Raw genomic sequence first — 24,482 nt, 5'->3', positions numbered from 1 at the left:
AGGAATGCGATATAACGTCGCAAGACGCGGGGGGATTGATTAGGCTGTGTGACTCGTCAACGGAGTTCCGCCATGCAAACGAATCCACTCGCGCTGTTTGGAGACCATCTGGCGCACTTGCGTAAAGCACGTGGCTGGTCGCAGGAAAAGCTTGCCCTCGAGAGCGGTCTGGCCCGCTCGTACGTCAGCGGCATCGAGCGTGGCCGGCGCAATGTCGCGCTCGTGAATATCTGCGTGCTTGCCGACACGCTCGGTGTGCCCACGTCCGAGATGCTGCGGTTCTCGCAAGCGATCGCCGGTACCGACACTGCTGCCATCAACGCCGGACGCACGCCACTGCCGCAAATCAGCCGCTCGCTCGGGCGGCTCGAAAACCGCGATCAGGTCTGGCTCGCGGAAATCATTCGCAGTCTGAGTTCACGGTTGAGCCACGCCAACGTGCCGGACGCCGCGTCGAGCATCGATCACGGCGTCGACCCGGATTTCGACGGAAACCTCGACGGACACCGCCCAACATCCATCGCCGCCGACAACGATGCCGCCTATCTCGATGAAGACGACGAAGCGGGCGAGGGTCAGGTCGAGCGGACCCGAGGGAGTGACCGTGATGGTGAGCGTAGCGACATCGACGACGACACGGTCGATACCCTTCGTACCCCGGTCATCGAACCGCGCTTCGACCATCGTCACCCGACACCGCATCAGGCCACTGCGACAGAGCACGGATTTCGCGCGTCTGGTGACCATGCGCCGCCCGTTCGAGAGCCCGAAGGCAATCGCCCGATAGTGCACGACGTCTCACGTGACACCGATCACGACGACGCACAACGCTCCCCCGCAGTCGACGAGGAATGAACGAGCGCGCTGCAGGCGCGGTGTAGGACATCGCGCAAAGTCCGATCGTGTTGCGACGGCTTTGCGTGATGGTTCGTCTCATTGGCGTGTCGTCACGACGATGAAAATCGTCTCTCATCCGCAACGGCACGTCACGCCGATCACGCGCAACGCCAACGTTGTCTCGCTACGTCGCCGGTCGAAAATCCCGTGGATCTCGCGAGACATCCGTGAGGTTCTTGCCGACAATCACGTCGTATCAAAACCCATTCTCATTGCGCGACATCACACGCGGCGCACCGACACTGAGTGACATCCCGAAAGAAAATAAAGAGAGTCATCTCCCTGCGTCACGCGCGTCTCGCAATGTCACACTTCGCGTTTCTCATTGACCGGAAGCGCGACTACGTACGTCACTGCACCCGCGTGACCACTGCGACCACTGCGGCACTACGCAGCGTAGCGTGACCCAAGCCTTCGGAACCCCGCACTGCTTGTGCCTTCTCCGAAAGTCAGTTCAGAGGCGACGTTGCACACTATGCAGTTCGTGCCTCGCGAACGGGTATACCCAAGAGGCCGTCCCCGATGCCGGCTTTTTGCTTCAATCTTCCTGTCCCCAACAAGGAAATTTTTAGTATGGACTCCAATTTATTCAGATTCGGCAGACATCTTGCCGGCTTACGCAAGAAATATAACTGGGCGCAGGACAAGCTCGCACTGGAAAGCGGGCTCGCCCGTTCATATCTCAGTGGCGTGGAACGCGGCAAGCGCAACATCTCGTTACGCAATATCTGCATTCTGGCGGACACGCTCGGGTTGCCGCCGCACGAATTGCTCGCGTTCGATGGCGCGCACGCAACGGCCGCCGACGGCACGATGTCGATCCCCTGCGACCCGTATCCGTCGCTCAACCGGGCCATGCAGAAATTATCGGATCGCGATCAGGCGTGGATGGCCGATCTTGTGCGCACGCTCAGCCTGCGTCTGGGGCATGGCCTGTTGCGCGAAGAGTGAGTGTCAGCGATGAAAGCAGCGCGTGGGCGCGTGGGCCGATCCGGTGGCTTTAGTCGTTCCCGAGGAACGCCTCCACGGCAAGATGAAAAGCGATCGGATTGGCCAGATTCATGCCGTGCGAGGCATCCTGAATCAACATGCGGCGCGCGTCAGGCATGGCATAGGCCAGTGCATTGAGCACATCGGGATAGGGTGCCGGGCTCTCCGCCCCCCCCATAAGCAACACCGGGGCGTGCAACGCGCCCAGCGCATCGATGGGCAGCGGCGTGCGCGGCTCGGCCACCTGCCCGATCAACGTCCGGGCGTTGTCCCTCACCATCTGTTTGAACCACGGCACCATGCGGCGCCATGTGTCCGGACCACTGACCGTGTCGATGAAGATGGCGAGTCCGCCGTCGATATCGCCGGCTTCAATGGCGGCCAGCGCCTGTTCGCGGAAGTTGCCGCGCTCGCTGTCGAGCGGCACCTGAACGGGGCCACCACTGATTTCCACCCCCGGGTCGGCCAGAATCAACGAACGAACCGTATCGGGCGCCAGTAGCGCCGTGCGCAGGGCAACATAGCCGCCGCGCGAGTGGCCCAGCACATGCACCGGACCGACATCGAGCGCCGTGATGAACGCTGCGAGATCTTCCGCATGTTGCTCGCCGGAGAACGTGCCTTCGTGACCATCCCATGCTTCAGGCCAGTAGTGGCGCAGGCTCACCGAGATGACGCGCCGGCGTTGCCCCAGCGGTGCCATGTTCGGCTTGAAATAGCGCAGATCGCAAAGCGAGCCATGAACCAGCACGAGGGGTGCGCCGACGGCATCGTCGGGGGCTGGCGTTTCGACATACGCCATCGGGTAGCCGTTGACGTCGATCGTTTGCGGGATAGGGGCCGGCATGGGGGCAACACTTCTGGTGAGACAGGGCAGCCAGTATACCGAGCTTGCCGGGGCCTTGCCGGCGGGGCGCTAGTGTATCCTTGCGGCTCTCCTCTTCCCTGCGGCACGACGTCATGGCACTCAAAGCCACCATTTATAAGGCCGAGGTGCAAATCACCGACCTCGATCGTCACTACTACGCCACCCACAACCTGACCCTGGCCCGCCACCCGTCGGAGACCGACGAGCGGATGATGGTGCGCCTGCTCGCCTTCATGCTCTATGCAGCGGAGCGTCTGTCGTTCGGCAAGGGTATTTCGACGGCGGACGAACCCGATCTGTGGGAACTCGATTACGGCGACGATATCGTGCGCTGGATCGACGTCGGCCAACCCGACGCGCGACGCCTCATCAAGGCCGCCGGCCGGGCGGAACACGTCGACGTCATCGCCTACGGCGGCAAGCCGGCTGCCATCTGGTGGCAAGCGACCGAAACCCAGATCACTCGCCTCTCGAATCTGACCGTGCGCATGCTCGACGAAGCCTCGGCCGAAGCCCTGACCGCGCTTGCCGCACGCAGCATGCGTCTGCAATGCACGCTTCAGGACGGGGAAGTCTGGATCGCGGACGACAGCCACAACTTCGCCGTGAACCTCACCACGCTGCGCGAAGCCAAGCGAGACTGAGCGCGGACCGGGGGCTCTCCCGACTACGCGGGGTACCACAAGCTGCGTTACACTTGACGTTAACGTAAATCGAGTGAACCCGACCGCACGCGGCGGCGTGGCTACCACGCTGCCTCGCGCTTGCCCCGCTAGCCGCTGCTCATGGATATCCTGATCTTTTCGCCCGACGGCAAGACTGCCCCGTATGAAGCGGGCATCGCCGAACACCTGCCGCACGCCAACATCCGTAGCTGGCAACCGGGCGACAGCGCCCCGGCCGACTATCTGGTGCTCTGGAAGCCGAACGCCGAGGTGTTGCAACCCCGCGCCAACCTGAAAGCCATCTTCAATATGGGCGCCGGTGTCGACGGCGTACTCGGTACGCGCGGCGAAGGCGCAGACCGCCTGCCCGCCGGTGTGCCGCTCGTGCGCCTCGAAGACGCCGGCATGGCCGATCAGATGGCGCAATACGTCAGCGCCGCCGCGCTGCGCTACTTCCGCCGTCTCGACGAATTCGACGCGTTTCAGGCGCAAGGTCAGTGGAAGTTTCTCAAACCGAACCGCCTCGCCGATTTTCCCGTCGCCGTTCTCGGCTACGGCACGCTCGGTGCGCACGTGGCGAAGGCCCTCGCGAGCTTCGGCTTCCCGGTGCGCGCATGGAGCCGCAGCCAGCGTGACGACGACGGCGGCATCACCCTGCATCATGGCGACGCGGGCTTCGATGCCTGCGTCTCGGGGGCCCGCATCCTCGTCAATCTGCTGCCGCTCACCCCGCAAACCGTCGACGTCCTTAACGCCAGCCTGTTCGCCAAACTGGCCACGGGCGCGTTCCTGATCAACGTGGCGCGCGGTGCGCATCTGGTGGACGACGACCTGCTCGCCGCACTCGACAGCGGGCAGATTGCCGGCGCCACGCTCGATGTGTTCCGCACCGAGCCGCTGCCGGCCGAGCATCCGTTCTGGCGTGCGCCGCGCGTGACGGTCACGCCCCATATTTCCGCCCTCACGCTGCGCGACGAAACGGTGGCACAGATCGCCGGCAAGATCGCCGCGCTCGAGCGTGGTGAAACCATCACAGGCATCGTCGACCTGACGCGCGGGTACTGACGCACCGCACGCCGCTCACGCCCAGCCTTTGCCAGGACAACACCGAGGAGACACCCCCATGACCCAGCCTCAACTGCCTCAATTGCCGCGACGCGTGAAAGTGGTCGAAGTCGGCCCGCGTGACGGTCTTCAGAACGAGAAGCAACTCGTCCCCGCCGACGTGAAGATTGCGCTGGTCGATCAACTCTCGGCCGCCGGTTTTGCGAACGTGGAGACGACCTCGTTCGTCTCGCCGAAGTGGGTGCCGCAGATGGCCGACGGCGCCGAGGTGATGGAGGGCATTCAACGCCACCCCGGCACGATCTATTCGGTGCTGACGCCGAACATGCGCGGCTTTGAAGGTGCTGTTGCCGCCAAGGCCGACGAAGTGGTGATTTTCGGCGCCGCCAGCGAAGCCTTCTCGCAACGCAACATCAATTGTTCGATCGAAGAAAGTATTGAGCGCTTCGCGCCGGTCGCACGCGCCGCAAAAGACGCGGGCCTGCGCCTGCGCGGCAGCATCTCATGCGCACTCGGTTGCCCGTATCAGGGCGAAGTGCCGATCGCGAGCGTGGTCGACGTGGTAAAGCGCATGGCCGCGCTCGGCTGCGACGAGATCGACATCGCCGACACCATCGGCGTGGGCACGCCGACGCGCACCCGTGAAGTCATGGAAGCCTGTGCGCGTGCGTTCGCCATCGAACGCCTGTCCGGTCACTTCCACGACACGTACGGACAAGCCACGGCCAACATCTACGCTGCGTTGCTCTCGGGCATCTCGATTTTCCACTCGTCCGTGGCCGGCCTCGGCGGCTGCCCGTATGCCAAGGGCGCGACGGGTAACGTCGCCACCGAAGACGTGCTGTATCTGCTGCACGGCCTGGGGATCGAGACAGGGATCGACCTCGACGCCGTCGTACGCACGGGCGACTTCATTTCGAAGTCCATCGGCCGCACCAACGCCTCGCGCGTCGGCCGGGCGATGCTCGCCAAGATGCAAGACGCCGCGACGGCTGCGGCCTGACCCTCACGCGCTCACGCGCACGCCCCCCCACGCCGATCATGAGCCAGACACCGCACCAGACGCCTCAAATCGCTGCCCCTGCCGATGAGCAGGATCTCCCCGACGGCGCACGCCACGTCGCACGCCTGCTCGCCGGCATGGGGCACGATCAATCGATCGTGCTGCTGCCGGCCACCGGCAAGACGTCTGCCGAAGCCGCTGCGGGGTTGGGCTGCGAAGTTGCGCAGATCGCCAAGTCGATCATCTTCCGCCGTGCCGCCGACGACACGCCCGTGCTGGTCATTGCCAGCGGCGTCAATCGCGTGGACGAGAAGAAGGTCGCCGCACAAGTCGGTGCGCTCGCCCGCGCCGACGCCAAATTCGTCAAGGAAAAGACGGGTTACTCGATTGGCGGCGTGAGCCCTATCGGCCATGTGGTCTCGCCGGTCACGCTGATCGACGAAGACCTGCTCAAACTTGCCAGCCTCTGGGCGGCTGCCGGCCACCCGCACGCCGTGTTCAACCTGACACCGAAGCAACTCGTCGCCATGACGGGCGCACCGGTCGTGGACGTCGCGCTGCGGGACTGAACACTGGCACAAGCGCTGAATACAAGTTGCACGAGCGCGGCATGAGCGCTACCTGAGCATGCCTCGCGACACAACATCATAAGAAACGGAGACCTGCCATGCCGAGTCCGGAACTTGTCCCTGGTCTGACATTCGAGTGGACCTACCGGGTACCCAAGAAGGCGGTGGTGCCCGAACTCTACGACGACGTGGAACTGTGTCGCGACATGCCCGCCGTGCTCGCCACCGGCTATCTCGCCGGCATTCTCGAATGCGCGTGTCTTCAGGCGATTCGTCCGTATCTTGATTGGCCACGCGAGCAGTCCCTCGGCACACTCGTGTCGTTCTCGCATCTCGCGGCCACCCCGGCGGGCGACACGTTGCGCATTCACGGCAAGCTGGTCGACGTCACCGGCCGTACGCTGCGCTTCGAAGTCGCCGCGTGGGACGGCCTCGACAAGGTGAGCGCAGGCATCCACGAGCGCGTGATCGTCGATCAGGAAAGATTTCAAACCAAGCTGCGCGCAAAAGCCGACAAGCTCGGCTTACCGCTATAGGAATGCCAATGACACTCCCGCGCGCGATTACCGCGTCGGATGACGTGCCGTCCCCGTGCACCAACATCTGCCGCATGAACCCTGCGACCGGCTGGTGCTCGGGCTGCTGGCGCACGCTCGCAGAAATTGCCGCCTGGTCGAGCATGGCCGCCGACGACAAGCGTCATGTGTGGTCGCTGCTGCCGGTGCGGCGCGCCGAGCACACCGAGCCACCTGTCGTGCATCGCCGTGTTCGGGCCAACGAGGTTGATGAAGTCGATACGGCCCGTGCTGAAGTCGTCGACAACCACGGCGGCAACACCGATCCCCGTTAGCACGCGCGCCCCCTATTCACTACGCCTGCCCCTCTTCATCACCGCTCATGGGAAAAATCGTTACTGTCGGCGAATCGTTCAGCGCGACGCACGCGTTCACGCCGTCATCGATCCGCGAGTTCTCGACGCTCGCTCACGATCTGAACCCGCTGCATCACGATGCCGAATACGCCGCGGCCGATCCGCGCTTTGGCGGCCTGATCTCGTCGGGTACGCAGCAAATGTCGTATCTCGCGGCGCTGCTCGCCACGCATTACTCGAAGACCGCGCAGCCGCTCGGGCTGGAGTTCGACATGAAGTTGCGCCGCGCTGTGCGCGCAGGTGACGACATCACCGTGCGCTGGACGGTCACCGACAGCCAATGGAAAGAGAAGCTCGCAGGCGACATCGTCTCGCTCGACGGCGAGGCAGTGAATCAACGCGGTGAGACCGTGATTGCCGCCACGGCGAAGATTCTCGTGTGCGCAAAACCAGAGATACGTTCATGACTTCGCTTGTTCCAACCGCGCTGTCCGGCCTTCCCGGCTTGCCCAATGAGATGCGTGTCTTCGAGCGCGGCTGGCTCTCCTCGAACAACATTCTGTTTCTCGGCGACGAGCCTGCGTTGGTCGACAGCGGCTACGTCTCGCATGCCGCCCAGACCATTGCGCTCGTCGAGCACGCGCTGCCTGCCGGTCAGCCGCTCGCGCGCCTGATCAACACGCATTTGCACTCGGACCATTGCGGTGGCAATGCCGCTTTGCAGGCGCAGTATGGTTGCCGCACCTGGGTACCCGCCGCCGAGGCCGATCCGGTCCGGCATTGGGATGAAGAGCGTCTGTCCTACCGCGCCACGGGTCAGCAGTGCACCCGCTTCACGTTCGACGACACGCTCTCGCCGGGCGACGCCGTGACACTCGGCGAGCGCGAATGGCTCGTCCTCGGCGCCCCCGGACATGATCCGCATGCGCTCATGCTGTACAGCGCCGCCGACGGCATCCTGATCTCGGCCGACGCCCTATGGGAACGCGGCTTCGGCGTGATCTTCCCCGAACTCGACGGCGAGTCGGGATTCGCAGAACAAGCGGCGGTACTCGATCTCATCGAGCAGCTCGACGTCTCGCTGGTCATTCCCGGACACGGCAAGCCGTTCGACGATATCAACGGTGCGCTCGACGCCGCGCGCAGCCGGCTCGACTACTTGCGCAGCGACCCGGCGCGCAACGCCCGCAACGCGCTCAAGGTGCTGATCGTGTTCCGGCTGATGGCCGAGACAGAGATGACATGCGCCGCGCTGAAGACAACGCTCGATACGGCGCGCGCGTGGCGAGGTGCCGCCGCGATGCTGGCGCCGCCGTCCGCATGGCCGGAATTGCTCGACACGCTCATCGCTGAACTGGCCAAGGCCGGTGCCCTGCGCCACGACGCGGCGCTGGGCAAGTTGTATTCGGTGTGATGGGGTGTGGGGGTATGTCAGAACGCGTCACTCGAAAAAAACAACGCCGAGTGCCGGTGAAGGCAAACGGCGTTTGAGGACGTGACGTGCCGACCGAATGCCGCGGTCGCTAACGCGGCGCCCGTCCTGCGGCGCCGTGTTACCGGCACCGCGTGGCACGCGAATTCATACTAGCCGGGTCGTGAAGCCGCTCCAAGAGGACTTTCCCTGATGCCGGTCCCAACGACCGTCGGCACGTCACCAATCCGAAGCTTTCTTCGAGTCTGCGCACCCCGGGTGACAAACGAATCCCCCTATAATCGAACGATCGTTCGCGAAAGTGGCGAACGCACGTAGCGAACACACATAGCCACCGGCATTCCCAGCCAATGTGCCACTCCGCTCCTGCACAGGAGCGTCCCGCACAAGGAGACTTCATGGCGCTTCCCAAGATTCTGCAAAACCTGGCACTGCCCGTCGTGGCCTCGCCAATGTTCATCGTGAGCTATCCGGAACTGGTGCTCGCGCAGTGCAAGGCCGGCATCGTCGGTTCGTTCCCCGCGCTCAACGCGCGCGAGCCGCAGATCCTCGAAGACTGGCTCGCCCGCATTACCGAAGAACTCGCGTCGTTCAAGGCGGCAAACCCCGATGCCGTCGTCGGCCCGCTCGCCGTCAACCAGATCGTGCATCAGTCGAACCAGCGGCTGGAACACGATGTGCGCGTGTGTGTCGAGCATCGCGTGCCGATCTTCATCACGAGCCTGCGTGCGCCGCCCAAAGAAGTGCTCGACGCGGTGCACAGCTACGGCGGCATCGTGCTGCACGACGTCATCAACCTGCGCCATGCGAACAAAGCCCTCGAAGCGGGCGTGGACGGGCTGATTCTCGTCGCGGCCGGTGCGGGTGGCCACGCGGGCACGCTCTCCCCGTTCGCGCTCGTGGGTGAAGTGCGCAAGATTTTCGATGGTCCGCTCGTGCTCTCCGGCTCGATTGCCAACGGCGGTTCGATTCTCGCGGCGCAGGCGATGGGCGCCGACCTCGCGTATATCGGCACACGCTTCATCGCGTCGAGCGAAGCCAATGCGAGCGACAGCTACAAGCAGGCCATCGTCGATGCCAGCGCCAACGACATCGTCTACACGAACCTCTTCACCGGGGTATCCGGCAACTACATTCGCCAGAGCATCGTGAATGCCGGGCTCGATCCCGATGACCTGCCCACCGCCGACAAGACCGCGATGAACTTCGCCAAGGCGAAGGCGTGGAAAGATATCTGGGGTGCGGGCCAAGGCGTGGGTCTGATGGACGATGTGCGTCCGGCCGCCGAGATCGTGGCCCGTCTCAAACAGGAATACGACGAGACTCGCCAACGTCTCGCGCGCTGACCGATCACACACGAACCGAACGAAAGCCACAGTGCGCCCCTCGGGCACACAAGCCTGATCGTCACATCGGGTTGAGTCTCTCCGAACCGGGCCGCGCATTGCGCGAGTGCCGTCGCCAACGCAACACACCGGCGAGCACCGTGCATGTGCGGCTCTTCTTTTGGAGAGTCCACCATGACGCATGTCCCGCACCGACGTGCCACCGCCGTAGCACCGCACTACGGTTTGCCTGCCAACGCGCAACGCCATCCGCCAGCGCACACCAGACACCCTCCCACGCCACGCCGCGCCGTCCACGCCAACACACGCGCGAACGCCGTCACGTTGCCTCATGTATCCAGTCAACCCGATACTCACGCGGCGGCACCCTCGGCGCCCCGGTCCTTGTCCGACACGCGATGGCAGATCGCGTGGACGCTGCTACTTGTCGCCAACGCCGCGACCCTTGTACTCCCCGCGCATGCAGCAGTCCCACGGCCTGCACCCGAAGATCCGCCATCGATCAAGGCTGACATCGGTCCGGATACTGGACGGTCGCTGACATGGCGCGAGGCATCCGCGGACTCGGCGACAGCAGCGGCAACCCCATTGCCGGTTGCTGAAACGGGTACGACGGCATGGCCCGACGTCGTCGTCAGGCCACTGGCACCCGAGTCAATAAAAACCGAGTACAGCGTCGACGATATCTTGAGTGCCATTGCCTCAGGCGGTGCACCATTCCGCAATCTTGGCGAATCGATTGCCGACGCCTACACGGCACTCACCGGGAACGAAGTCAGCACCGACGACCGGGAGAGATTTCGAAAAGGCACGGTCACGGCAGATCTCCTCACGGGCATGCTGCCCAAGGCGGCACTCGCGCGTCTCGGTGCCGAAGTCGTACACATCGTTGCAGATCAGCGTGCAGGGAAGCCGGTCGACAGCAGTCGTCTCATCGCCGTTTTACTGAACACGAACCTGCGCGGCATGGGGTCGTCTTCGCACAAGTCCACGGCACGACATCCCCCCGCGAACAACGCCCACCCCCTTGCTACTCACCGCTCCGGCACCGCCCCCGAGTCATTGCGCAAACCCCTGGACACCTCGGCGTTCGATTTGCCGGAGATCGTGACGGGCGAACGCGAGCACCTCGCAGGCTACGCGCAACCACTTCCCGCCGACGTGCTTCATCGTCCCGAGCCGCCTGGCCCGGGGGATCTGGACCCATTGCGAGGCATCTTCGTGGCGAACGGCAATCACTTCATACGCGGCACGGGGGGCTATTACCGCTTGCAGCGCCAGAAAACCGATGGCCAATGGCTCATCGACGCACATGAAGCCGGCAAGCCGCAAGTCCCGGTGGTCTACGAAGCGGCGACGGGAAAATGGCGAGCTTATGCGCCCCTGCGTCTTTGTGGGGGTGGATGTGGGTCCAGCAAGGTCTCGCACGCGGGCAGCACCAGCGACAGCATGCTCGGTATGGTCTTCGACCTCGCGAGCATTCGTGAACCCGAGGTGCGCCGCGCGATTCAGGAGTCCTACGACGACCTGAGCGAACTGAATCTGCTGCGCACGAATCGCGACGATCTGCGGCCGCTACGCGATAACTCGATCGTCGAGATCCGGGAGAGTCTGTCGAACGGTATGCGTCGTATCGACCGTCAGGCCCCGCTGCTTGAACAGCAGCGGGAGGCGGCAAAATGCACGGCGCTCTACTATCTCGAGCACCCTGATTCCGAGGCGTTCTGTCAGGAAAACGCCGAAGTGCTCTTCCACTTCATGCTCGCCAACGGGGTGCCCTCAAGTCGAATCCGCATGATCACACTCCGCCCTCGCAATCGGCCGCCGCACGTCATGGTGCTGTACACGGAATCGACGAACGTCATTCAGATGCTTCATTGGGCGACGCCTCAGCCTGCGGTGGACACGCGCATAGACGGGATCACCGAAATGACGTTCGCGCAGGAAATCCACGCCACGCGTGCCAGCACGCGACTGCTCGACCCATGGGGCCGCATCAAGATGCAGTCGTTCGAGCGCGCGCATTGCGAGCACGAGGTGCTCAACATTTTGCGTCGGATGCTGGAAGATACGGGCGCGCGTAACGGCGAGCCGTTCTTCGTGTCGATCACCCGCCCGCTGGGCACACCCCGTTCCAGCGCGTCCAGCCTGTCGTCGTCAGGATCGTCATTGCACGGCGAGCGAGTCCTCAAAGCGCCGAAGGACCCGACATGATGAAACGCACGCACCGCGCCCCGGATCCTGCTGCGCTTCACTACGGCCCCCCGATGGGAACGACTCGACAAACGTCGTGGCAGACATTGGCGAAATGTCCGTCTGCCATGACTCGACGCGGTCAACGGCTGTGCCGAGTGCCGACGCAAGCGAGCCTGCCGCGTCACATCGCCGCAAACAAGTGCTCCTCAGTCCGCGCCATGTTGACGGGATGGCCGATGGCGTGCACGCTGCTGCTCGTCTCGAACATTGCGTTGCCGGTCGCCATCGCGCGCCCGCGCGCGCCGCTCGACACCAGCGATGCCATTGCGTCCTCATCGGATGTCCGCGTCGAGCCGATCCATCGCGCCCTGATCAAGACCGACTACAGCGCGGAGGATGTCTTGAAAGCGCTCGCATCGGGTGGCGCGCCATTCGCGAACTTCGCCGAGTCGGTCGGCGATGCCTACGCCGTCTCGACGGGACACGACATTCCCGTGACAGCGCGCAAGCACCTGCGCGACGGCATGCACGCGCTGGACTTCGCGACCGGCATGATTCCGGGCGTGCAACTCCTGCGCGTGCCCGGCGACGTGGCGCAACTCATGTCAGAAGAACTGGCCGGACGTCGACCCGATGTCCACCGGGTGGCTGCGGTACTCGCTAATTCCGATTTGCGAGGCATGGAGATACCGGGCGAGTCGCACGGGCAGGCAGACGCAGCAAAACGCGTCGAAACCGGCCCGCCGCCGCCCGATATTCAAGAAGCGGCGCCGTGGCGCCCGGCATTGAAGCCGTCCCCCTCGCGTCAAGCCGGCGCCCCGTCTGCGCCGGCCATCCATGGCGAAGGTGAATTCTTGCAGGGCTACTCGCAATCACTATTGCGCACGGAACCCCTAACGCACCTGCTGCCCGGGCTCGTCTCGCGCGGCAATCGCTTCTTTCTGCGCGGTACCCACGGCGACTATCGCGTGCAGCGATCCAAGGTCGGCGATTACTGGTACGTCGACGCCCCGCAGGCCGGCAAGCCACAGGTACCCGTGCGATTCGATCCGGCCACCGCACGGTGGTACGCCTACGCGCCACTGCGCTTGTGCGGTGGCGGTTGCGCGCAGAGCGCGATGGGCACGCCGCATAGCGCCACGGACAGTATTCGCGGGTACGTGCTCAACCTCGTCGGCATCGCCGATCTACGCGTACGCGAAGCGATTCAGGACGCCTTCGATACGCTCGGCGAGTTGCGTCTGTTACGCAGCAATCGTCACGATCTGCGACGGTTTCGCGACAACTCGATTACCGATATTCGCGAAGTCCTCGTGGAGGGGCTACGCGATATCGATCCGACGACGCCCTTGTCGAAGCAACAACGCCGCGCCGCTGAGCAGACCGCGATGTATTACCTTGAGCGCCCGGGACTCGAAGCGTTCTGCCATGAGAACGCCGAGGTGCTGTTTCATTTCATGCTGGCACGCGGGGTGCCGAAGTCACGACTGCGCATGGTCACGCTGCGCCCGCAAAACCGGCCGGCCCACGTCATGCTGCTTTATACCGAGTCGCCCGTGCTCATCAAGATGCTGGAAATGGCAACACCGCAGCCGCCGATCGAGGGGCTGGTGGATGGTCTGACACATCTGGAATTTGCCCGGGCCATCCTGACGTCGCGCTATCGCAGCCGGCTGTTCGACCCGTGGAGTCGCATCAAGATGGTGACGTTCGAGCGGGCACGCAGCGAACGGGAAGTGAGCGATATGCTCGCGCCGACGCTAGAAGACGCCGGCTACCGGCGCGGCGAGCCCTATCGCATTTCGGTGACGCGTCCGCTGGGCACGCCGCCTCAACGGCAGACGGCCCAGACGGACCACGCTCAGTCCAATCAGTACGTGTAGACGCCGCGTCCGGTCTTGCGGCCGAGATAGCCAGCCGCCACCATTTCCTTGAGCAGCGGGCACGCACGATACTTCGAGTCTTCAAACTCTTCGTAGAACACGTTCATCACCGAGAGGCAGACGTCGAGCCCGATCATGTCGGCGAGCGCGAGCGGCCCAATCGGATGATTGCAGCCGAGCTTCATGCCTTCGTCGATTTCTTCCGGCGTCGCGAGGTTTTCCGCCAGCACGAAGAAGGCTTCGTTGATCATCGGCACGAGAATGCGGTTCACCACAAAGCCCGGCGCATTCTTCACGGTGATCGGTGACTTGCCGAGTTGGCGGGCGAGCGCATCGACGCGGGCGTGCGTCTCGTCGCTCGTTTGCAGGCCGCGAATGATTTCCACCAGCGCCATCAGCGGCACCGGGTTGAAGAAGTGCATGCCGATGAACTGCGACGGGTTCGCGACGACAGCGGCCAGCTTGGTGATCGAAATCGACGACGTGTTCGACGCGAGAATGGCATCGGCTTTGGCCACGCCCTGAAGCTGCTTGAGGATCTTCACCTTCAGATCGAAGTTCTCGGTGGCCGCTTCGATCACGATGTCCGCACCGGCGAGCGCTGCGTAATCGGTCGACGTGGCAATGCGCGCCAGTGCGGCGTCTTTTTCCGCCGTCGTGAGCTTGTCTTTCTTGATCAGGCGATCGAGGCTGCCGGCGATGGTGGCGAGGCCCTTGTTCACGGCGGCGTCGCTGATATCGACCATCGTGACCGGCAGTCCGGCCACGGCACACGCCTGCGCAATGCCGTTACCCATCGTGCCCGCGCCAATGATGCCCACGTGTTGAATCGTCATGTCGTCTCTGCTCCGTGTCTGGTGGATTTTCAGTGCACAAATCATAGCGCGGCCACGTCGGATCAGTGACACATGAAACCGCTGTGCGGAACTCGCCAATAGGAATGCGACGCGTGTGGCGGGCAGAAAACGACAAAGGGGCAGACGCACCCAAAATTGGCGTCTGCCCCCTTGCCGGACGCGAGCGGTGCAGGCATCGCTGCCGCACCGCGCGACATCAGAACTTCATGCGAATACCGCCGCCCGCCGTGTTACCCGTCGAGAGCGTGCTCACCTTGTCCATCATGTAAGCCGCGTAGATGTCGGTACGCTTGGACAGCGGGTAGTCGTAGCCCAGTGCCCACGTCTTGCGGTTGACGTTGGTCGCGCCCGAGCTCTTCGTGTACGCGTACGATGCGAGCACGCTGCCGTTGCCCAGCGGCACCGACACGCCGAGCTGGCCGCCGTTTTCCGACACGCCGCCGCCCGTCACGTTGTTGCGAATGTATTGGTACTGGCCGAACAGCTTCACGATCTGGAAGTCGTACGTGGCACCCAATTGCAGAGCTTGCTGGCTGCGGAAGCCCGGCATGCCGGCCATATCGTCAGGGGCCGAGTCGAACTTCACCTGCTGATAAGCCACGGTCGCGGCAAACGGACCGTTGAAGTACAGCGCCGATGCGCTCCACTTGTTCTGGCCAGCTTCGCCCGCCTTGTTGCCGAACGCGTACGACACGCTGCCCGACAGGCCCTTGAAGTTGGGCGTGGTGTACATCACGCCGTTGCTCCAGCCCGAGTCGCCGACGATACCTTGTCCGGCCTGACCGATGAAGGTGTGGAACACCATCGGACTGAACGTGTACGAATCGACGAACGGGTTGAACAGGATCGTCGAGACGAAGTACGACGTGGTCAGACGGCCGATCGTGACAGTACCGGCGGTGTCCGACGACAGGCCGACGTACGCGTTACGCGAGAACATCGAGTCGCCTTGGAAGCGGCCGTACTGACCGTTCTGCGGACGGAAGAAGTCTTCGAGCACGAACACGGCTTTCAGGCCGCCACCGAGGTCTTCGCTACCCTTCATGCCCCAGTACGACGTCGACATCCCGCCGCCGCCCTGCGTCCAGGCCGTATTGCCGCCCGGGTTCTTCACCGCGCCCACGAAGGCATCCACCTGACCGTACAACGTGACGTTCGATTGTGCGAACGCCGACGTGCTCATGCACGCGCCCAGAATGATTGCCCCGCCCAGGCCCTTGGCCATGCTCCGCTTCATTGACTTCTCCTTGGTTTGAGTATTTTGTGTGCCTGCTCCCGCCCCTGCGCGGGCCCTGCCGGCGCTCGTTTGCGAAGCGCCTCCCTGTTGAACGGCCGTGATTCTCGCACAGCCCCTGCGGCCTCGGTACGCCGAAACCGCGCAGAAAAATCGCCACATGAGGTGGCCGGGAAATGGTGGGGAGACAAAATTCGGACGACCACCCGCGCCACAATTAACCTCGGTATAACAGGATCGATATATCCCTTATATTGCCGGGTTAGCAAACGCTCACATTCGCCGTGACGTGCGCGTTTGATGGGGGGTCATGAAGCGCGACCTGAAGTCGGCATTGCGGACAGACGAGCGCATCCAATGTTGCACATATGCAACATTCGGTTCACTCAGGGGAGGATTTCGGGGGCAGACGCCGGGTGGCGTCGGGGCGTGGACTCAGGGGCTAACGTCGACGCTGAGGCGCCGAATTACCGCTCGCGACGACCACCGCCACCACCACCACCGCCGTGCGGGCCACGCGGGCCGCCTTGCGGGGTGTACTGCCGCTCGCGGGGTTCGGCCGGGGCGGCCCAATTCGGATAGGCCGACTGGCCGCGACCGCGGTCGGCGCTGAAGCGGCTGATGTCCTCGCGCAACGACGCCTTGTTGACGTCAAGCGGGTCGCGTCCTCGCCCGCCTTCTGCCCAGGCAGGGTAGGCGCACACGAGCAGCAAGAGGAAACAGCAGCGGAGACGGGCACTCATTTCGATATCGCCGGCTTTCGACCGACATCGGCCGGCCCAAGGGTGGGGCCGGTTGGCACGAGGCGAGAGTCACGCAACCTTCGCGTGCGCAGCGCTTGCCTGCGCCATACGCCTCAAGAATGAATGTACCGGGTCAGCCGAACGAGCGTCGACCGAAAAGATGTTAACGCGCGGGGTGGTGTGCAACCGTTTGTAACCGCAACTTGTCACGGCGAGATGCGCACGCGCCGGCCACCCCTTACTGCTTCTCGACCGACAGCGAAATCTCGCGCATGCGCTCGCCGCGCGGCGTCACCAAGTCTTGCGCCGTGACCGTGAAGTTGACCGGACGCGCGTACTTCTTGCTCGCACTCTGCCACTCGGCGGGCAGACCGGCGGGGTTGGTCGTGGTCGTGCGCAACGTCGTCACACCACGGGTGCAGCGCGAGACCTGTGTGGCGAAGCCCTGGGCTTGCGCGCGCAGATCCATCGGCGTGATCTTCTGGTAATCCCATATGCACTCGTACGTCGGCGCCAGCCCGGTCGCCCGGAACACCTTGCAATCGCCGCCCGGCACCGAATAGGTCGCCTGATAGCTTTCGCCGCGATCGTTCTTGGCCGCGAGCGGGCCGGTGATGTCTTCAAAGCCGTTCTGCGCGCTCTTGGCCAGCAGGAGGATGCCCTCGCACTGGTCAGCCGCGAAGGCCGTCTGCGCTGCGCACAGGCAGGCCAGCAGGGCCCATTGTTTTAGAGAATTCGTTGCCATCATAGGAATGTTTGACTGTCCTGCATCGGGCACATACTGCGGAATATGGCGTCATTAGAACGCAAACCGGGCCCGGACGAAACCACGGTGACAGGGGAAATGGTGCGCCAATTCGAGTGCTGACAGGCGGGTTAGTTCGCGCTGGCGCCGCGCGCATCCCCGTGCGCATCGTCATGCTCATCCAAAAGGCCGATTCGCACGTCAGTCTTGCGACCTATACTCGGAGGGCAGTCAAACTGCATGGGCGCGGCCGGAACCGGCGACGGTTCAATGCATTGTGGCAGTGCCCCCTGGTGCCAAGTCTTCTTGGCCCTTACCATGCCGCGCCGGTACACGCGGCTGGCGATGCCCCGATGGGGCCTCAACCGGCGGCTTAGTCCGCCGGTTTCCTTTGGTGCCCACGCTTCGCTGTCACTCGCGCCGCCACTTGCGCTGTCGCCTCATGACGACGGATTAGGCGAAAGTGCGGATATCGCTGCCTGCCTTCGTCTGCAACTATCAAAGCACAAGAGCAATATTCACCGGGCACTCAACTTCGGGAAGTCAACGGAGTGTTTGTGGATACCTGTCTGTCGTTGGCAGTGCACCCGTTCGGGTGTGCTCGTGTCTGCACGCGTCGCGCGGGGTGACATCATGGGCTATCCCACGATTCCGGGCGGCATCTGCTCTGTTGGCCCTCTTGGTCCCGTTGGTCCCGTTGTTCCCGTTAGCGCGGTGGGGTCTGTTCACGCGATCGGCCCGATCGCAGCCATCGCCCCCGATCTCTCCCAAGCCACCTATTACCTGCGGGGTCATGGCGGCACGCTCGCGCATGTGCTCGCCGCCCTCGGCAAGTTTCGCCGACGCCATGGCCATTGGCCGCGACGCCTCTATCTCTATCCCGAAACCTTGGCCGCGCTGGTGCAGGACCTCACGCCGATCGGCTTCTATCGCTTCCAGCAGCGGCTCGAGATCATTGCCGACCTTGAACGCGACCTGTTTTGTTCGGACGATGCGGGCAACGTGACCGTCTACCGGATGCAAGCCGCGCAGGACCCCGCCGCAATCGATGCCGCCACGGGTTGGCTCGACCTGTGTTCGCCCGGGGGGCTGCCGCCGTCGAACGCGCCGCCCTCGCCACATTCGCCCCCGTCACCCCACGAGCCGTCGCGCTGACGGCGGCGTGTCCGGCATCTCATCCATGAGGCGAGACGTGCCACTTTTTCGATATCGCGTTGTCACAGCGTTATCGCAAAGCGCGACTAGTCTGGTCTGCCGGCGCGCCGCTTGACTGGCGACGCGCCGGGCACCTGAGCCTCCACCGTATTGTCTGACTGCTACCGGCCCCCGCCCCTGTCGTGCGGGGCGATATGACCTCCGCCCTCCCCCTGTCGGAGAGATGTCATGAACCGACTCGCGATCATTCTTGATGGTCTGATGCTGCTCTACCTCGCTGCCGCCACCGTGGTGGGCGTGCAAGCGAGCGCCGCCGACGGGCACGAAATGCTCGCCAGCGTGCTCGGCGTGCTGCTCGCCATATTCACCCTGGCGTTGCTGGCCGCGCCGTTCTACGTTTCGCTGGTCGTACTGGTCGCACAATCGGAGCGGCATCTGCGACTGGCCGCGTGCCTGCAATGGGTCTTGCTGGGGTTGATGGTGGCGCTCACGCTGGTGTCGTTTCTTGCGAGCGATACGATCGAAGTCTCCGCACCGCTGTTCGTGCTCGTGGCCGTCGTGTGTGTCGTCAATCTGGTCGCGCTCTCGCGCCGGCGCACGCACTTCGAGTCGTTCCATCTGTTCGAACACTGAGGCTGGGCGCCGCCCATGCCGCCCATGCCGCGCATGCCCGGCATGGCCATCGAATTCGACGCGTTCGTCTGCCCGTATTTCCGTCCATTTGCGAGCGGCCTACCGGCAATGCTAGACTGCGCGGCATGAATCGCTGGCGCAAACTCCTCGTGCTGTGGCTGTTGTGCGTGACCTTGCCGTTACAGGCACTGGCCGCGCTGCGCACGCATTGCGCGCCGGGTTCGCCCGTGCAAAGCGTGGCGCAACTTGCCACGCCGATGGTTGCGATGGCGCACAACGATTCCGTCATGGCCGATGGCACGATGCATCACGCGATGGGCGGTATGTCGCATGACGCGATGTCGGCCTCCGACGGCACCCATGACGCGACGCTTCACGCTGCCGGTCACAACACCTCGTCTGACACGGCCACGCAGCACTCGCATCACGCCAGTTGCTCGGCATGCGCCGCGTGCGTCGTGTGCACGGCACTGCCGCAAAGTCTGGCGCTTCGCACGCCGGACGCCCAGCCGTCCACCGCCATCCCGTTCCTGCGCACGTCCGCCGCCAGCGCGTTCGTTGCCGCGCTGGAACGCCCTCCGAAAGCCACCCTCGTCTGAGTTTCTGACGGTGTAACGTTTGCGCTAAATTTGCGCACCGCTCGCCGTCACTGTTCCCGTTCGAACCGACGTCTGCCCCGCCACGCGCGCTTTCAGCGATCGCTTGCGGTGCGCTCGACACGTCCGTTCGTCAGATGAACTTGCGATGTCCGCTGCCTCGTCGTGAACCGATGAGCGCGACCATCGTCATGCTCGACGAGTCTTTCGATGATGCTTCTCTCTTTGCGACGGCACGCGCTCACCGTGCCAGCCGCGCTATCGGTGGCGTATGCGTTCAGCGCGCCACCTGCGCACGCGGCGACCGATCCCGCTGGCGCGTCGCAGGCTTCTGCTGCGACGGCAACTTACGACCCTGCAAATCCGGACGCGCCTGCCGGGCCATCCGCGGCCCCCGGTGTGCTGCATGACTTTGCCCGCCCCGCGCTCTCCGTGCCGCCCGGAAACTGGCGTGCAGTGAATGCCAGCGTGTCCGGCGGTGGCCAGATGGATCACGGTGCAATGAATCACGCGATGCCGATGCCGGCAACGCCGGCGGCGTCCGGCGCCCACGCCGGACATGGGGCGATGACACCGTCATCAGCCACACCTCCTGCTGCACCCAGCCACACGGGGCACGCCACGATGGACGCAACATCACCGGCAGCCACGGCAGACCCACACGCTGGGCATTCCATGAGCGGGGGCACGCGATGACGCCATCCATTCGCCTTCACCGCCGCACCCAAGGTGCGCTCATCTCACTCGCCGCGTTAGCCCTTACCGGTTGCGCCACCTTCAGCGACGATGGTGGCTTCACGCCGGTCGCGCAGGCAGCACAACAGCGGCTGGGGAAATCGGCCGTCTGGGCGCGCGACGACGCCACCACGCAAGCGCTCGCCGAACAGCGCGATGCCCTGCTCGCCAAGCCCCTCGACATCGACACGGCGGTGCAACTCACGCTCATCAACCATCGCGGCTTACAGGCCACCTATGCGGAACTCGGCATCGCCGAAGCCTCGCTGGTGCAAGCGGGCCGCCTGCCCAACCCGCGCTTTGCCTTTCAGCGCGTACAAGGCGGTGGCGACATCTCGATCGAGCGCACGTGGGGTATCGACTTCGTGCGTGTGCTGACGATGCCGCTCGCGTCACGTGTCGAAGCGCGACGGTTCGCCCAAGTGCAGGCACAAGTGACGCAAGCGATCATCGAACAGGCCACGCTTACCCGGCGGGCGTGGGTCGAGGCGGTCGCCGCTCAGGAGCGCGTGCAGATTCTCGAACAGACGAGTCTCGCCACGCAGGCCGCCAGCGAACTGGCCGACGGCATGGCGCGTGCGGGCAACTTCAGCGCGATGCGCCGTACGCAGGAAAACCTTGTCTACGCCGATACCGCTGCGCGGCTGGCCCGTGCCCGCGAGCAGGCCAACACGGCACGCGAGCAACTCGCCCGGCAGATGGGGCTATGGGGTCAGCAGCTTACGTTCACGTTGCCTGCGCGCCTGCCGTCATTGCCTCGCACGCGTCCGGCGTGGTCCGATGCCGAAGCGCAGGCGATGCGTGAGCGCCCCGACATCAACGCGGCGCGCGCAGCACTCGACGCCACGGCAAGCGACCTCGGGCTCACGCAGGCAACACGCTTTATCAATGTGCTCGACACGTCCTATCGCGACAACAGCGCCACAGGCTCGCCCAACGAACGTGGCTACGAGATTTCGCTCGAAGTGCCGCTCTTCGACTGGGGCACCGCACGTGTCGCGGGTGCGGAGGCACGCTATCGGCAGCGCGTCGACCGGCTGGCCGACACCGCCGTTGCCGCGCGCGCAGATGTGCGCACGCGCCGTGCGCAGACCCTCGCCGCGTGGGACATCGCCGAGCACTATCGCGTGACGGTCTTGCCGCTGCGCCAGCGTGTCTCCGACGAAATGCTGTTGCGTTACAACGGCATGCTGTCCAGCGTGTTCGACTTACTCACGGATGCCCGCGAACAGCGCGACACCGTACTCGCCTACATCGACGCCACCGCAGACTACTGGCTGGCCGATGCGGCATTGCGTGAAAGCTTGGGAGGTGGCGCATGACTTCACGTCGACGATTCCTGCGTGACGCGAGTCTGGCCGTGATGGGCGCGACCGCCATCGAGCGAACCAGTCTCGCGGCGATCCCCGAAGCGGCGACGCGCAGCGACGCCAGCACCGCGACGCCGCACGCGCCACCCAATGGACGCCCATACCGGCCCGTCGTCACGCTCAACGGCTGGACACTACCGTGGCGCATGCGCAATGGCGTGAAGGAATTCCATCTGATTGCCGAGCCCGTCGTGCGCGAGATTGCGCCCGGCATGCAGGCGAATCTGTGGGGTTACAACGGCCAGAGTCCGGGGCCGACCATCGAAGTCGTGGAAGGCGACCGCGTGCGGCTCTACGTGACCAATCGCCTGCCCGAAGCGACGAGCGTGCATTGGCACGGTCAACGCTTGCCCAATGGCATGGATGGCGTGGCGGGTCTCAATCAGCGCGCGATTGCCCCGGGGCAGACCTACGTCTACGAGTTCGAAGCCAAGCGTGCGGGCACGTTCATGTATCACCCGCATGCCGACGAGATGATGCAGATGGCGATGGGGTTGATGGGCTTCTGGGTCACGCATCCGAAAGATCCGGCGGCGATGCCCGTCGACCGCGACTACGTGTTTCTCATCAACGCGTATGCGATCGACCCGGGCACCCGCACGCCGCGCGTGAACGAGATGACCGACTTCAACCTCTGGACATGGAATAGCCGCGCGTTTCCGGGCATCGACCCGATGGTGGCGCGACAGGGAGACCGCGTGCGCATTCGCGTGGGCAATCTGACGATGACCAATCACCCGATCCACCTGCACGGTCACGAGTTCAAGGTGACGGGCACCGACGGTGGCTGGGTGCCCCCGTCGGCGCAGTGGCCGGAAGTGACGACCGACGTCGCTGTCGGCCAGATGCGCACCATCGAGTTCGATGCAACGGAGCTGGGCGACTGGGCCTTCCATTGCCACAAATCGCACCATACGATGAACCCCATGGGACATGAGGTGCCCACCATGCTCGGCGTGAATCAACGCGACATCGCCGGCAAGATTGCGCGCATCATTCCCGACTATATGGCGATGGGAGAAACCGGAGGCTCGATGAACGGCATGGAGATGCCACTGCCCGAGAACACGCTGCCGATGATGACCGGCACCGGTCCGTATGGGCCGATCGAAATGGGTGGCATGTTCACCACCGTAAAAGTGCGGCGCGACCAGCCGCGAGACAGTTATCGCGATCCCGGCTGGTATGCCCAGAAGCCCGGCGCGCCGCGCGGCTCAGTCGCGCGTGCGTGGCAGGGCGATACGTCGACCCTGCCCTCAGCTTCACCTTCTTCTCAACGTCCGCCCGTTACCGGAGGCAAATCATGATTCGCTCGTCCAATTTCCGTCAGATCCGCCGTCAGTTCGTTCGTCAGTTTGTTGGTCTTCCCCAGTCGCCTTTGTCCGTGCGCATGCCATTGCGTCATGTCGCCCGCTTGCTGATTCCGGTGGCTGCGCTGGGGCTGAGTGTTTCGGCGGCACCGGCGTTTGCCGATGATCCGCACTCGATGCACAACATGCAGCACGCGCACGGCGACGGTGCCGCGACCAACATCGGTGAAGCGGGCGACGCGGCGCAGGCAACGCGCACCGTCGAAGTCGACATGCGCGACTCCATGCGATTCTCGCCCGGCACGCTCACGGTGCGCCGTGGCGATACGGTGCGCTTCGTCGTGACCAACAGCGGCAAGATTCGTCACGAGATGATGTTGGGCACGGCAGCGTCGCTCACCGAACACGCGAAGATGATGCAGCAGATGCCCGGCATGTCGCACGCTGAGGCCAACGCGGTCACCGTCGAGCCGGGCCAGCAAAAGACGCTCGTGTGGCATTTCACGCAAGCCGGCACGGTGGACTTCGCGTGTCTGGAACCGGGCCATTACGAAGCCGGCATGCGCGGCGTCATCAACGTTCGGTAATTGGGAGGAATGTGCGGTGCGCGGGCATCCGCCACCGCGATGTCGGCAATGCACAGGGACCTGTTTGCCGAGGTCTTTCGGCGCAGACCGCGCCTTGCCTAGACCCGTTCGAGTCCGCCGCTGAGCGCTTCGGTAGCGTCGGCCTCGAACGCGTCGACATCGCGCGCCTTGAGACTCAGCCGTAGCGTCACGCCGTCGTCATAGCTGACATCCAGCACGGTGGCCGCGTGACGCTCGGCAATCCGGCGCAGCGGCGCTTCATGCGCGAAGCTGCAACGGTAACTCGGCTCCGCCATCGGCTCGACGGCGGTGAGCGTCGCAAGCTTCAACGCTTCGCTCACCGCCTGTCCGTACGCGCGGGTCAGGCCGCCCGCACCGAGTTTGATACCACCGTAGTAGCGCACCACCACGGCCAGCACATTGGCCAGTTCCTTGTGCATCAGCACGTTGTACATGGGCTTGGCCGCCGTGCCACCCGGCTCCCCGTCGTCGTCAAAACCCGACGCCCCCTCGCACAACAACACCCAGCAGTAATGCGTTGCGTTGGGATAACGCACGCGCAGCGCGTCGAGTTCGCGCATTGCCACCTCGCGGGATGCCACGGGCATGACAATGCCAATAAACCGGCTCTTCCTGATTTCCAGCTCGGTCTCGACCGGTGCTGCCAATGCGTACATCCGTTGAATTCTCCCTGCGTCCAGGGCACGACTGCCCTGCGACGCTCGCAAACGA

The 24,482-nt window shown here is 64.1% G+C and carries 26 protein-coding genes; 20 read left to right on the top strand and 6 right to left on the bottom strand.

Going from position 1 to position 24,482, the window contains the following annotated elements; translation table 11 throughout:
• Window positions 1–72 precede the first annotated feature (72 nt).
• Complete coding sequence (locus AT302_RS28020) at window positions 73–855, top strand: helix-turn-helix domain-containing protein (protein WP_084655980.1); 783 nt, start codon at window positions 73–75, stop codon at window positions 853–855.
• 615 nt (window positions 856–1,470) lie between these two features.
• Complete coding sequence (locus AT302_RS02070) at window positions 1,471–1,848, top strand: helix-turn-helix domain-containing protein (protein ID WP_084655979.1); 378 nt, start codon at window positions 1,471–1,473, stop codon at window positions 1,846–1,848.
• A 49-nt stretch (window positions 1,849–1,897) separates the two neighbouring features.
• Here the strand turns inward: AT302_RS02070 and AT302_RS02065 are convergent, their stop codons facing one another.
• The gene (locus AT302_RS02065) at window positions 1,898–2,734 is read right to left on the bottom strand and encodes an alpha/beta fold hydrolase (RefSeq protein WP_058376991.1); all 837 of its coding nucleotides are present in this window, start codon (window positions 2,732–2,734) and stop codon (window positions 1,898–1,900) included.
• 113 nt (window positions 2,735–2,847) lie between these two features.
• Here AT302_RS02065 and AT302_RS02060 point away from each other — a divergent pair, with 113 nt between their 5' ends.
• The 11 genes from AT302_RS02060 (at window position 2,848) to AT302_RS02010 (ending at window position 13,785) form a co-directional block, all read left to right on the top strand.
• Window positions 2,848–3,399 (top strand): YaeQ family protein, encoded by a 552-nt coding sequence (locus tag AT302_RS02060; RefSeq protein ID WP_058376990.1) that lies wholly within the window; start codon window positions 2,848–2,850, stop codon window positions 3,397–3,399.
• A gap of 141 nt (window positions 3,400–3,540) precedes the next feature.
• Window positions 3,541–4,485: a 2-hydroxyacid dehydrogenase gene (locus AT302_RS02055; RefSeq protein ID WP_058376989.1), complete on the top strand. Its 945-nt coding sequence runs from the start codon at window positions 3,541–3,543 to the stop codon at window positions 4,483–4,485.
• 58 nt (window positions 4,486–4,543) lie between these two features.
• Complete coding sequence (locus AT302_RS02050) at window positions 4,544–5,488, top strand: hydroxymethylglutaryl-CoA lyase (RefSeq protein WP_058376988.1); 945 nt, start codon at window positions 4,544–4,546, stop codon at window positions 5,486–5,488.
• A gap of 38 nt (window positions 5,489–5,526) precedes the next feature.
• Window positions 5,527–6,057 (top strand): YbaK/EbsC family protein, encoded by a 531-nt coding sequence (locus AT302_RS02045; protein WP_058376987.1) that lies wholly within the window; start codon window positions 5,527–5,529, stop codon window positions 6,055–6,057.
• A 98-nt stretch (window positions 6,058–6,155) separates the two neighbouring features.
• The gene (locus tag AT302_RS02040; protein WP_058376986.1) at window positions 6,156–6,593 is read left to right on the top strand and encodes a thioesterase family protein; all 438 of its coding nucleotides are present in this window, start codon (window positions 6,156–6,158) and stop codon (window positions 6,591–6,593) included.
• An 8-nt stretch (window positions 6,594–6,601) separates the two neighbouring features.
• Window positions 6,602–6,907, top strand: coding sequence for a DUF1289 domain-containing protein (locus AT302_RS28405; RefSeq protein WP_064675019.1), 306 nt, complete (start codon window positions 6,602–6,604; stop codon window positions 6,905–6,907).
• Window positions 6,908–6,954: 47 nt separating this feature from the next.
• The gene (locus tag AT302_RS02030; protein WP_058376985.1) at window positions 6,955–7,395 is read left to right on the top strand and encodes a MaoC family dehydratase; all 441 of its coding nucleotides are present in this window, start codon (window positions 6,955–6,957) and stop codon (window positions 7,393–7,395) included.
• Entirely contained in the window at window positions 7,392–8,342 is a 951-nt protein-coding gene (locus AT302_RS02025) for an MBL fold metallo-hydrolase (protein ID WP_058376984.1), read from the top strand. Before AT302_RS02030 ends, AT302_RS02025 begins: the two co-directional genes overlap by 4 nt.
• A 416-nt stretch (window positions 8,343–8,758) precedes the next feature.
• Window positions 8,759–9,706 (top strand): NAD(P)H-dependent flavin oxidoreductase, encoded by a 948-nt coding sequence (locus AT302_RS02020; RefSeq protein WP_058376983.1) that lies wholly within the window; start codon window positions 8,759–8,761, stop codon window positions 9,704–9,706.
• Window positions 9,707–10,294: 588 nt separating this feature from the next.
• Window positions 10,295–11,920 (top strand): hypothetical protein, encoded by a 1,626-nt coding sequence (locus AT302_RS02015; protein WP_157125657.1) that lies wholly within the window; start codon window positions 10,295–10,297, stop codon window positions 11,918–11,920.
• A gap of 200 nt (window positions 11,921–12,120) precedes the next feature.
• Window positions 12,121–13,785, top strand: coding sequence for a hypothetical protein (locus tag AT302_RS02010; protein ID WP_058376981.1), 1,665 nt, complete (start codon window positions 12,121–12,123; stop codon window positions 13,783–13,785).
• Here AT302_RS02010 and AT302_RS02005 read toward each other — a convergent pair.
• The 4 genes from AT302_RS02005 to AT302_RS01990 all read right to left on the bottom strand — a co-directional run bounded on the left by AT302_RS02005 (window position 13,773) and on the right by AT302_RS01990 (window position 17,367).
• Window positions 13,773–14,621, bottom strand: a complete 849-nt coding sequence (locus AT302_RS02005) for a 3-hydroxybutyryl-CoA dehydrogenase (protein ID WP_058376980.1) — start codon at window positions 14,619–14,621, stop codon at window positions 13,773–13,775. The two genes, AT302_RS02010 and AT302_RS02005, sit on opposite strands and share 13 nt — an antisense overlap.
• 217 nt (window positions 14,622–14,838) lie before the next feature.
• Entirely contained in the window at window positions 14,839–15,879 is a 1,041-nt protein-coding gene (locus AT302_RS02000; protein WP_058376979.1) for a porin, read from the bottom strand.
• Window positions 15,880–16,343: 464 nt separating this feature from the next.
• The gene (locus AT302_RS01995) at window positions 16,344–16,619 is read right to left on the bottom strand and encodes a hypothetical protein (protein WP_058376978.1); all 276 of its coding nucleotides are present in this window, start codon (window positions 16,617–16,619) and stop codon (window positions 16,344–16,346) included.
• A 238-nt stretch (window positions 16,620–16,857) separates the two neighbouring features.
• Entirely contained in the window at window positions 16,858–17,367 is a 510-nt protein-coding gene (locus AT302_RS01990; protein ID WP_058376977.1) for a hypothetical protein, read from the bottom strand.
• Between the two features lie 711 nt (window positions 17,368–18,078).
• Here AT302_RS01990 and AT302_RS01985 point away from each other — a divergent pair.
• The 7 genes from AT302_RS01985 to AT302_RS01960 all read left to right on the top strand — a co-directional run bounded on the left by AT302_RS01985 (window position 18,079) and on the right by AT302_RS01960 (window position 23,750).
• Entirely contained in the window at window positions 18,079–18,519 is a 441-nt protein-coding gene (locus tag AT302_RS01985; protein WP_157125656.1) for a hypothetical protein, read from the top strand.
• Window positions 18,520–18,747: 228 nt separating this feature from the next.
• Window positions 18,748–19,152, top strand: a complete 405-nt coding sequence (locus tag AT302_RS01980) for a hypothetical protein (protein ID WP_058376975.1) — start codon at window positions 18,748–18,750, stop codon at window positions 19,150–19,152.
• 125 nt (window positions 19,153–19,277) lie between these two features.
• Window positions 19,278–19,751, top strand: a complete 474-nt coding sequence (locus AT302_RS01975) for a hypothetical protein (RefSeq protein WP_058376974.1) — start codon at window positions 19,278–19,280, stop codon at window positions 19,749–19,751.
• A gap of 207 nt (window positions 19,752–19,958) precedes the next feature.
• A complete protein-coding gene (locus tag AT302_RS27910; protein ID WP_174554598.1) occupies window positions 19,959–20,444 on the top strand; it encodes a hypothetical protein in 486 nt (161 codons plus the stop codon).
• The gene (locus AT302_RS01970; protein ID WP_058376973.1) at window positions 20,441–21,805 is read left to right on the top strand and encodes a TolC family protein; all 1,365 of its coding nucleotides are present in this window, start codon (window positions 20,441–20,443) and stop codon (window positions 21,803–21,805) included. The genes AT302_RS27910 and AT302_RS01970 overlap by 4 nt, the downstream gene beginning before the upstream one ends.
• A complete protein-coding gene (locus AT302_RS01965) occupies window positions 21,802–23,160 on the top strand; it encodes a multicopper oxidase family protein (protein WP_058376972.1) in 1,359 nt (452 codons plus the stop codon). The genes AT302_RS01970 and AT302_RS01965 overlap by 4 nt, the downstream gene beginning before the upstream one ends.
• A gap of 83 nt (window positions 23,161–23,243) precedes the next feature.
• Window positions 23,244–23,750: a cupredoxin domain-containing protein gene (locus AT302_RS01960; protein WP_058380034.1), complete on the top strand. Its 507-nt coding sequence runs from the start codon at window positions 23,244–23,246 to the stop codon at window positions 23,748–23,750.
• Window positions 23,751–23,848: 98 nt separating this feature from the next.
• Here the strand turns inward: AT302_RS01960 and AT302_RS01955 are convergent, their stop codons facing one another.
• Window positions 23,849–24,427, bottom strand: coding sequence for an IMPACT family protein (locus AT302_RS01955; protein WP_058376971.1), 579 nt, complete (start codon window positions 24,425–24,427; stop codon window positions 23,849–23,851).
• Window positions 24,428–24,482 lie beyond the last annotated feature (55 nt).

It is taken from the genome of Pandoraea norimbergensis, from assembly GCF_001465545.3.
Lineage (GTDB): Bacteria > Pseudomonadota > Gammaproteobacteria > Burkholderiales > Burkholderiaceae > Pandoraea > Pandoraea norimbergensis.
The sequence above is the reverse complement of the archived record's forward strand: the minus strand, read 5'-3'. Positions and strand labels throughout refer to the sequence as shown.

Coding starts and splice junctions, on each gene's coding strand:
- AT302_RS01990 (WP_058376977.1), bottom strand. CDS start 17,367: ATGATGGCAACGAATTCTCTAAAACAATGGGCCCTGCTGGCCTGCCTG.
- AT302_RS02050 (WP_058376988.1), top strand. CDS start 4,544: ATGACCCAGCCTCAACTGCCTCAATTGCCGCGACGCGTGAAAGTGGTC.
- AT302_RS02005 (WP_058376980.1), bottom strand. CDS start 14,621: ATGACGATTCAACACGTGGGCATCATTGGCGCGGGCACGATGGGTAAC.
- AT302_RS02065 (WP_058376991.1), bottom strand. CDS start 2,734: ATGCCGGCCCCTATCCCGCAAACGATCGACGTCAACGGCTACCCGATG.
- AT302_RS02060 (WP_058376990.1), top strand. CDS start 2,848: ATGGCACTCAAAGCCACCATTTATAAGGCCGAGGTGCAAATCACCGAC.
- AT302_RS01975 (WP_058376974.1), top strand. CDS start 19,278: ATGAATCGCTGGCGCAAACTCCTCGTGCTGTGGCTGTTGTGCGTGACC.
- AT302_RS01970 (WP_058376973.1), top strand. CDS start 20,441: ATGACGCCATCCATTCGCCTTCACCGCCGCACCCAAGGTGCGCTCATC.
- AT302_RS02030 (WP_058376985.1), top strand. CDS start 6,955: ATGGGAAAAATCGTTACTGTCGGCGAATCGTTCAGCGCGACGCACGCG.
- AT302_RS01960 (WP_058380034.1), top strand. CDS start 23,244: ATGCCATTGCGTCATGTCGCCCGCTTGCTGATTCCGGTGGCTGCGCTG.
- AT302_RS01955 (WP_058376971.1), bottom strand. CDS start 24,427: ATGTACGCATTGGCAGCACCGGTCGAGACCGAGCTGGAAATCAGGAAG.
- AT302_RS01965 (WP_058376972.1), top strand. CDS start 21,802: ATGACTTCACGTCGACGATTCCTGCGTGACGCGAGTCTGGCCGTGATG.
- AT302_RS02040 (WP_058376986.1), top strand. CDS start 6,156: ATGCCGAGTCCGGAACTTGTCCCTGGTCTGACATTCGAGTGGACCTAC.
- AT302_RS02055 (WP_058376989.1), top strand. CDS start 3,541: ATGGATATCCTGATCTTTTCGCCCGACGGCAAGACTGCCCCGTATGAA.
- AT302_RS02000 (WP_058376979.1), bottom strand. CDS start 15,879: ATGAAGCGGAGCATGGCCAAGGGCCTGGGCGGGGCAATCATTCTGGGC.
- AT302_RS28020 (WP_084655980.1), top strand. CDS start 73: ATGCAAACGAATCCACTCGCGCTGTTTGGAGACCATCTGGCGCACTTG.
- AT302_RS02020 (WP_058376983.1), top strand. CDS start 8,759: ATGGCGCTTCCCAAGATTCTGCAAAACCTGGCACTGCCCGTCGTGGCC.
- AT302_RS01980 (WP_058376975.1), top strand. CDS start 18,748: ATGAACCGACTCGCGATCATTCTTGATGGTCTGATGCTGCTCTACCTC.
- AT302_RS02025 (WP_058376984.1), top strand. CDS start 7,392: ATGACTTCGCTTGTTCCAACCGCGCTGTCCGGCCTTCCCGGCTTGCCC.
- AT302_RS02070 (WP_084655979.1), top strand. CDS start 1,471: ATGGACTCCAATTTATTCAGATTCGGCAGACATCTTGCCGGCTTACGC.
- AT302_RS01995 (WP_058376978.1), bottom strand. CDS start 16,619: ATGAGTGCCCGTCTCCGCTGCTGTTTCCTCTTGCTGCTCGTGTGCGCC.
- AT302_RS28405 (WP_064675019.1), top strand. CDS start 6,602: ATGACACTCCCGCGCGCGATTACCGCGTCGGATGACGTGCCGTCCCCG.
- AT302_RS02010 (WP_058376981.1), top strand. CDS start 12,121: ATGTTGACGGGATGGCCGATGGCGTGCACGCTGCTGCTCGTCTCGAAC.
- AT302_RS02045 (WP_058376987.1), top strand. CDS start 5,527: ATGAGCCAGACACCGCACCAGACGCCTCAAATCGCTGCCCCTGCCGAT.
- AT302_RS27910 (WP_174554598.1), top strand. CDS start 19,959: ATGATGCTTCTCTCTTTGCGACGGCACGCGCTCACCGTGCCAGCCGCG.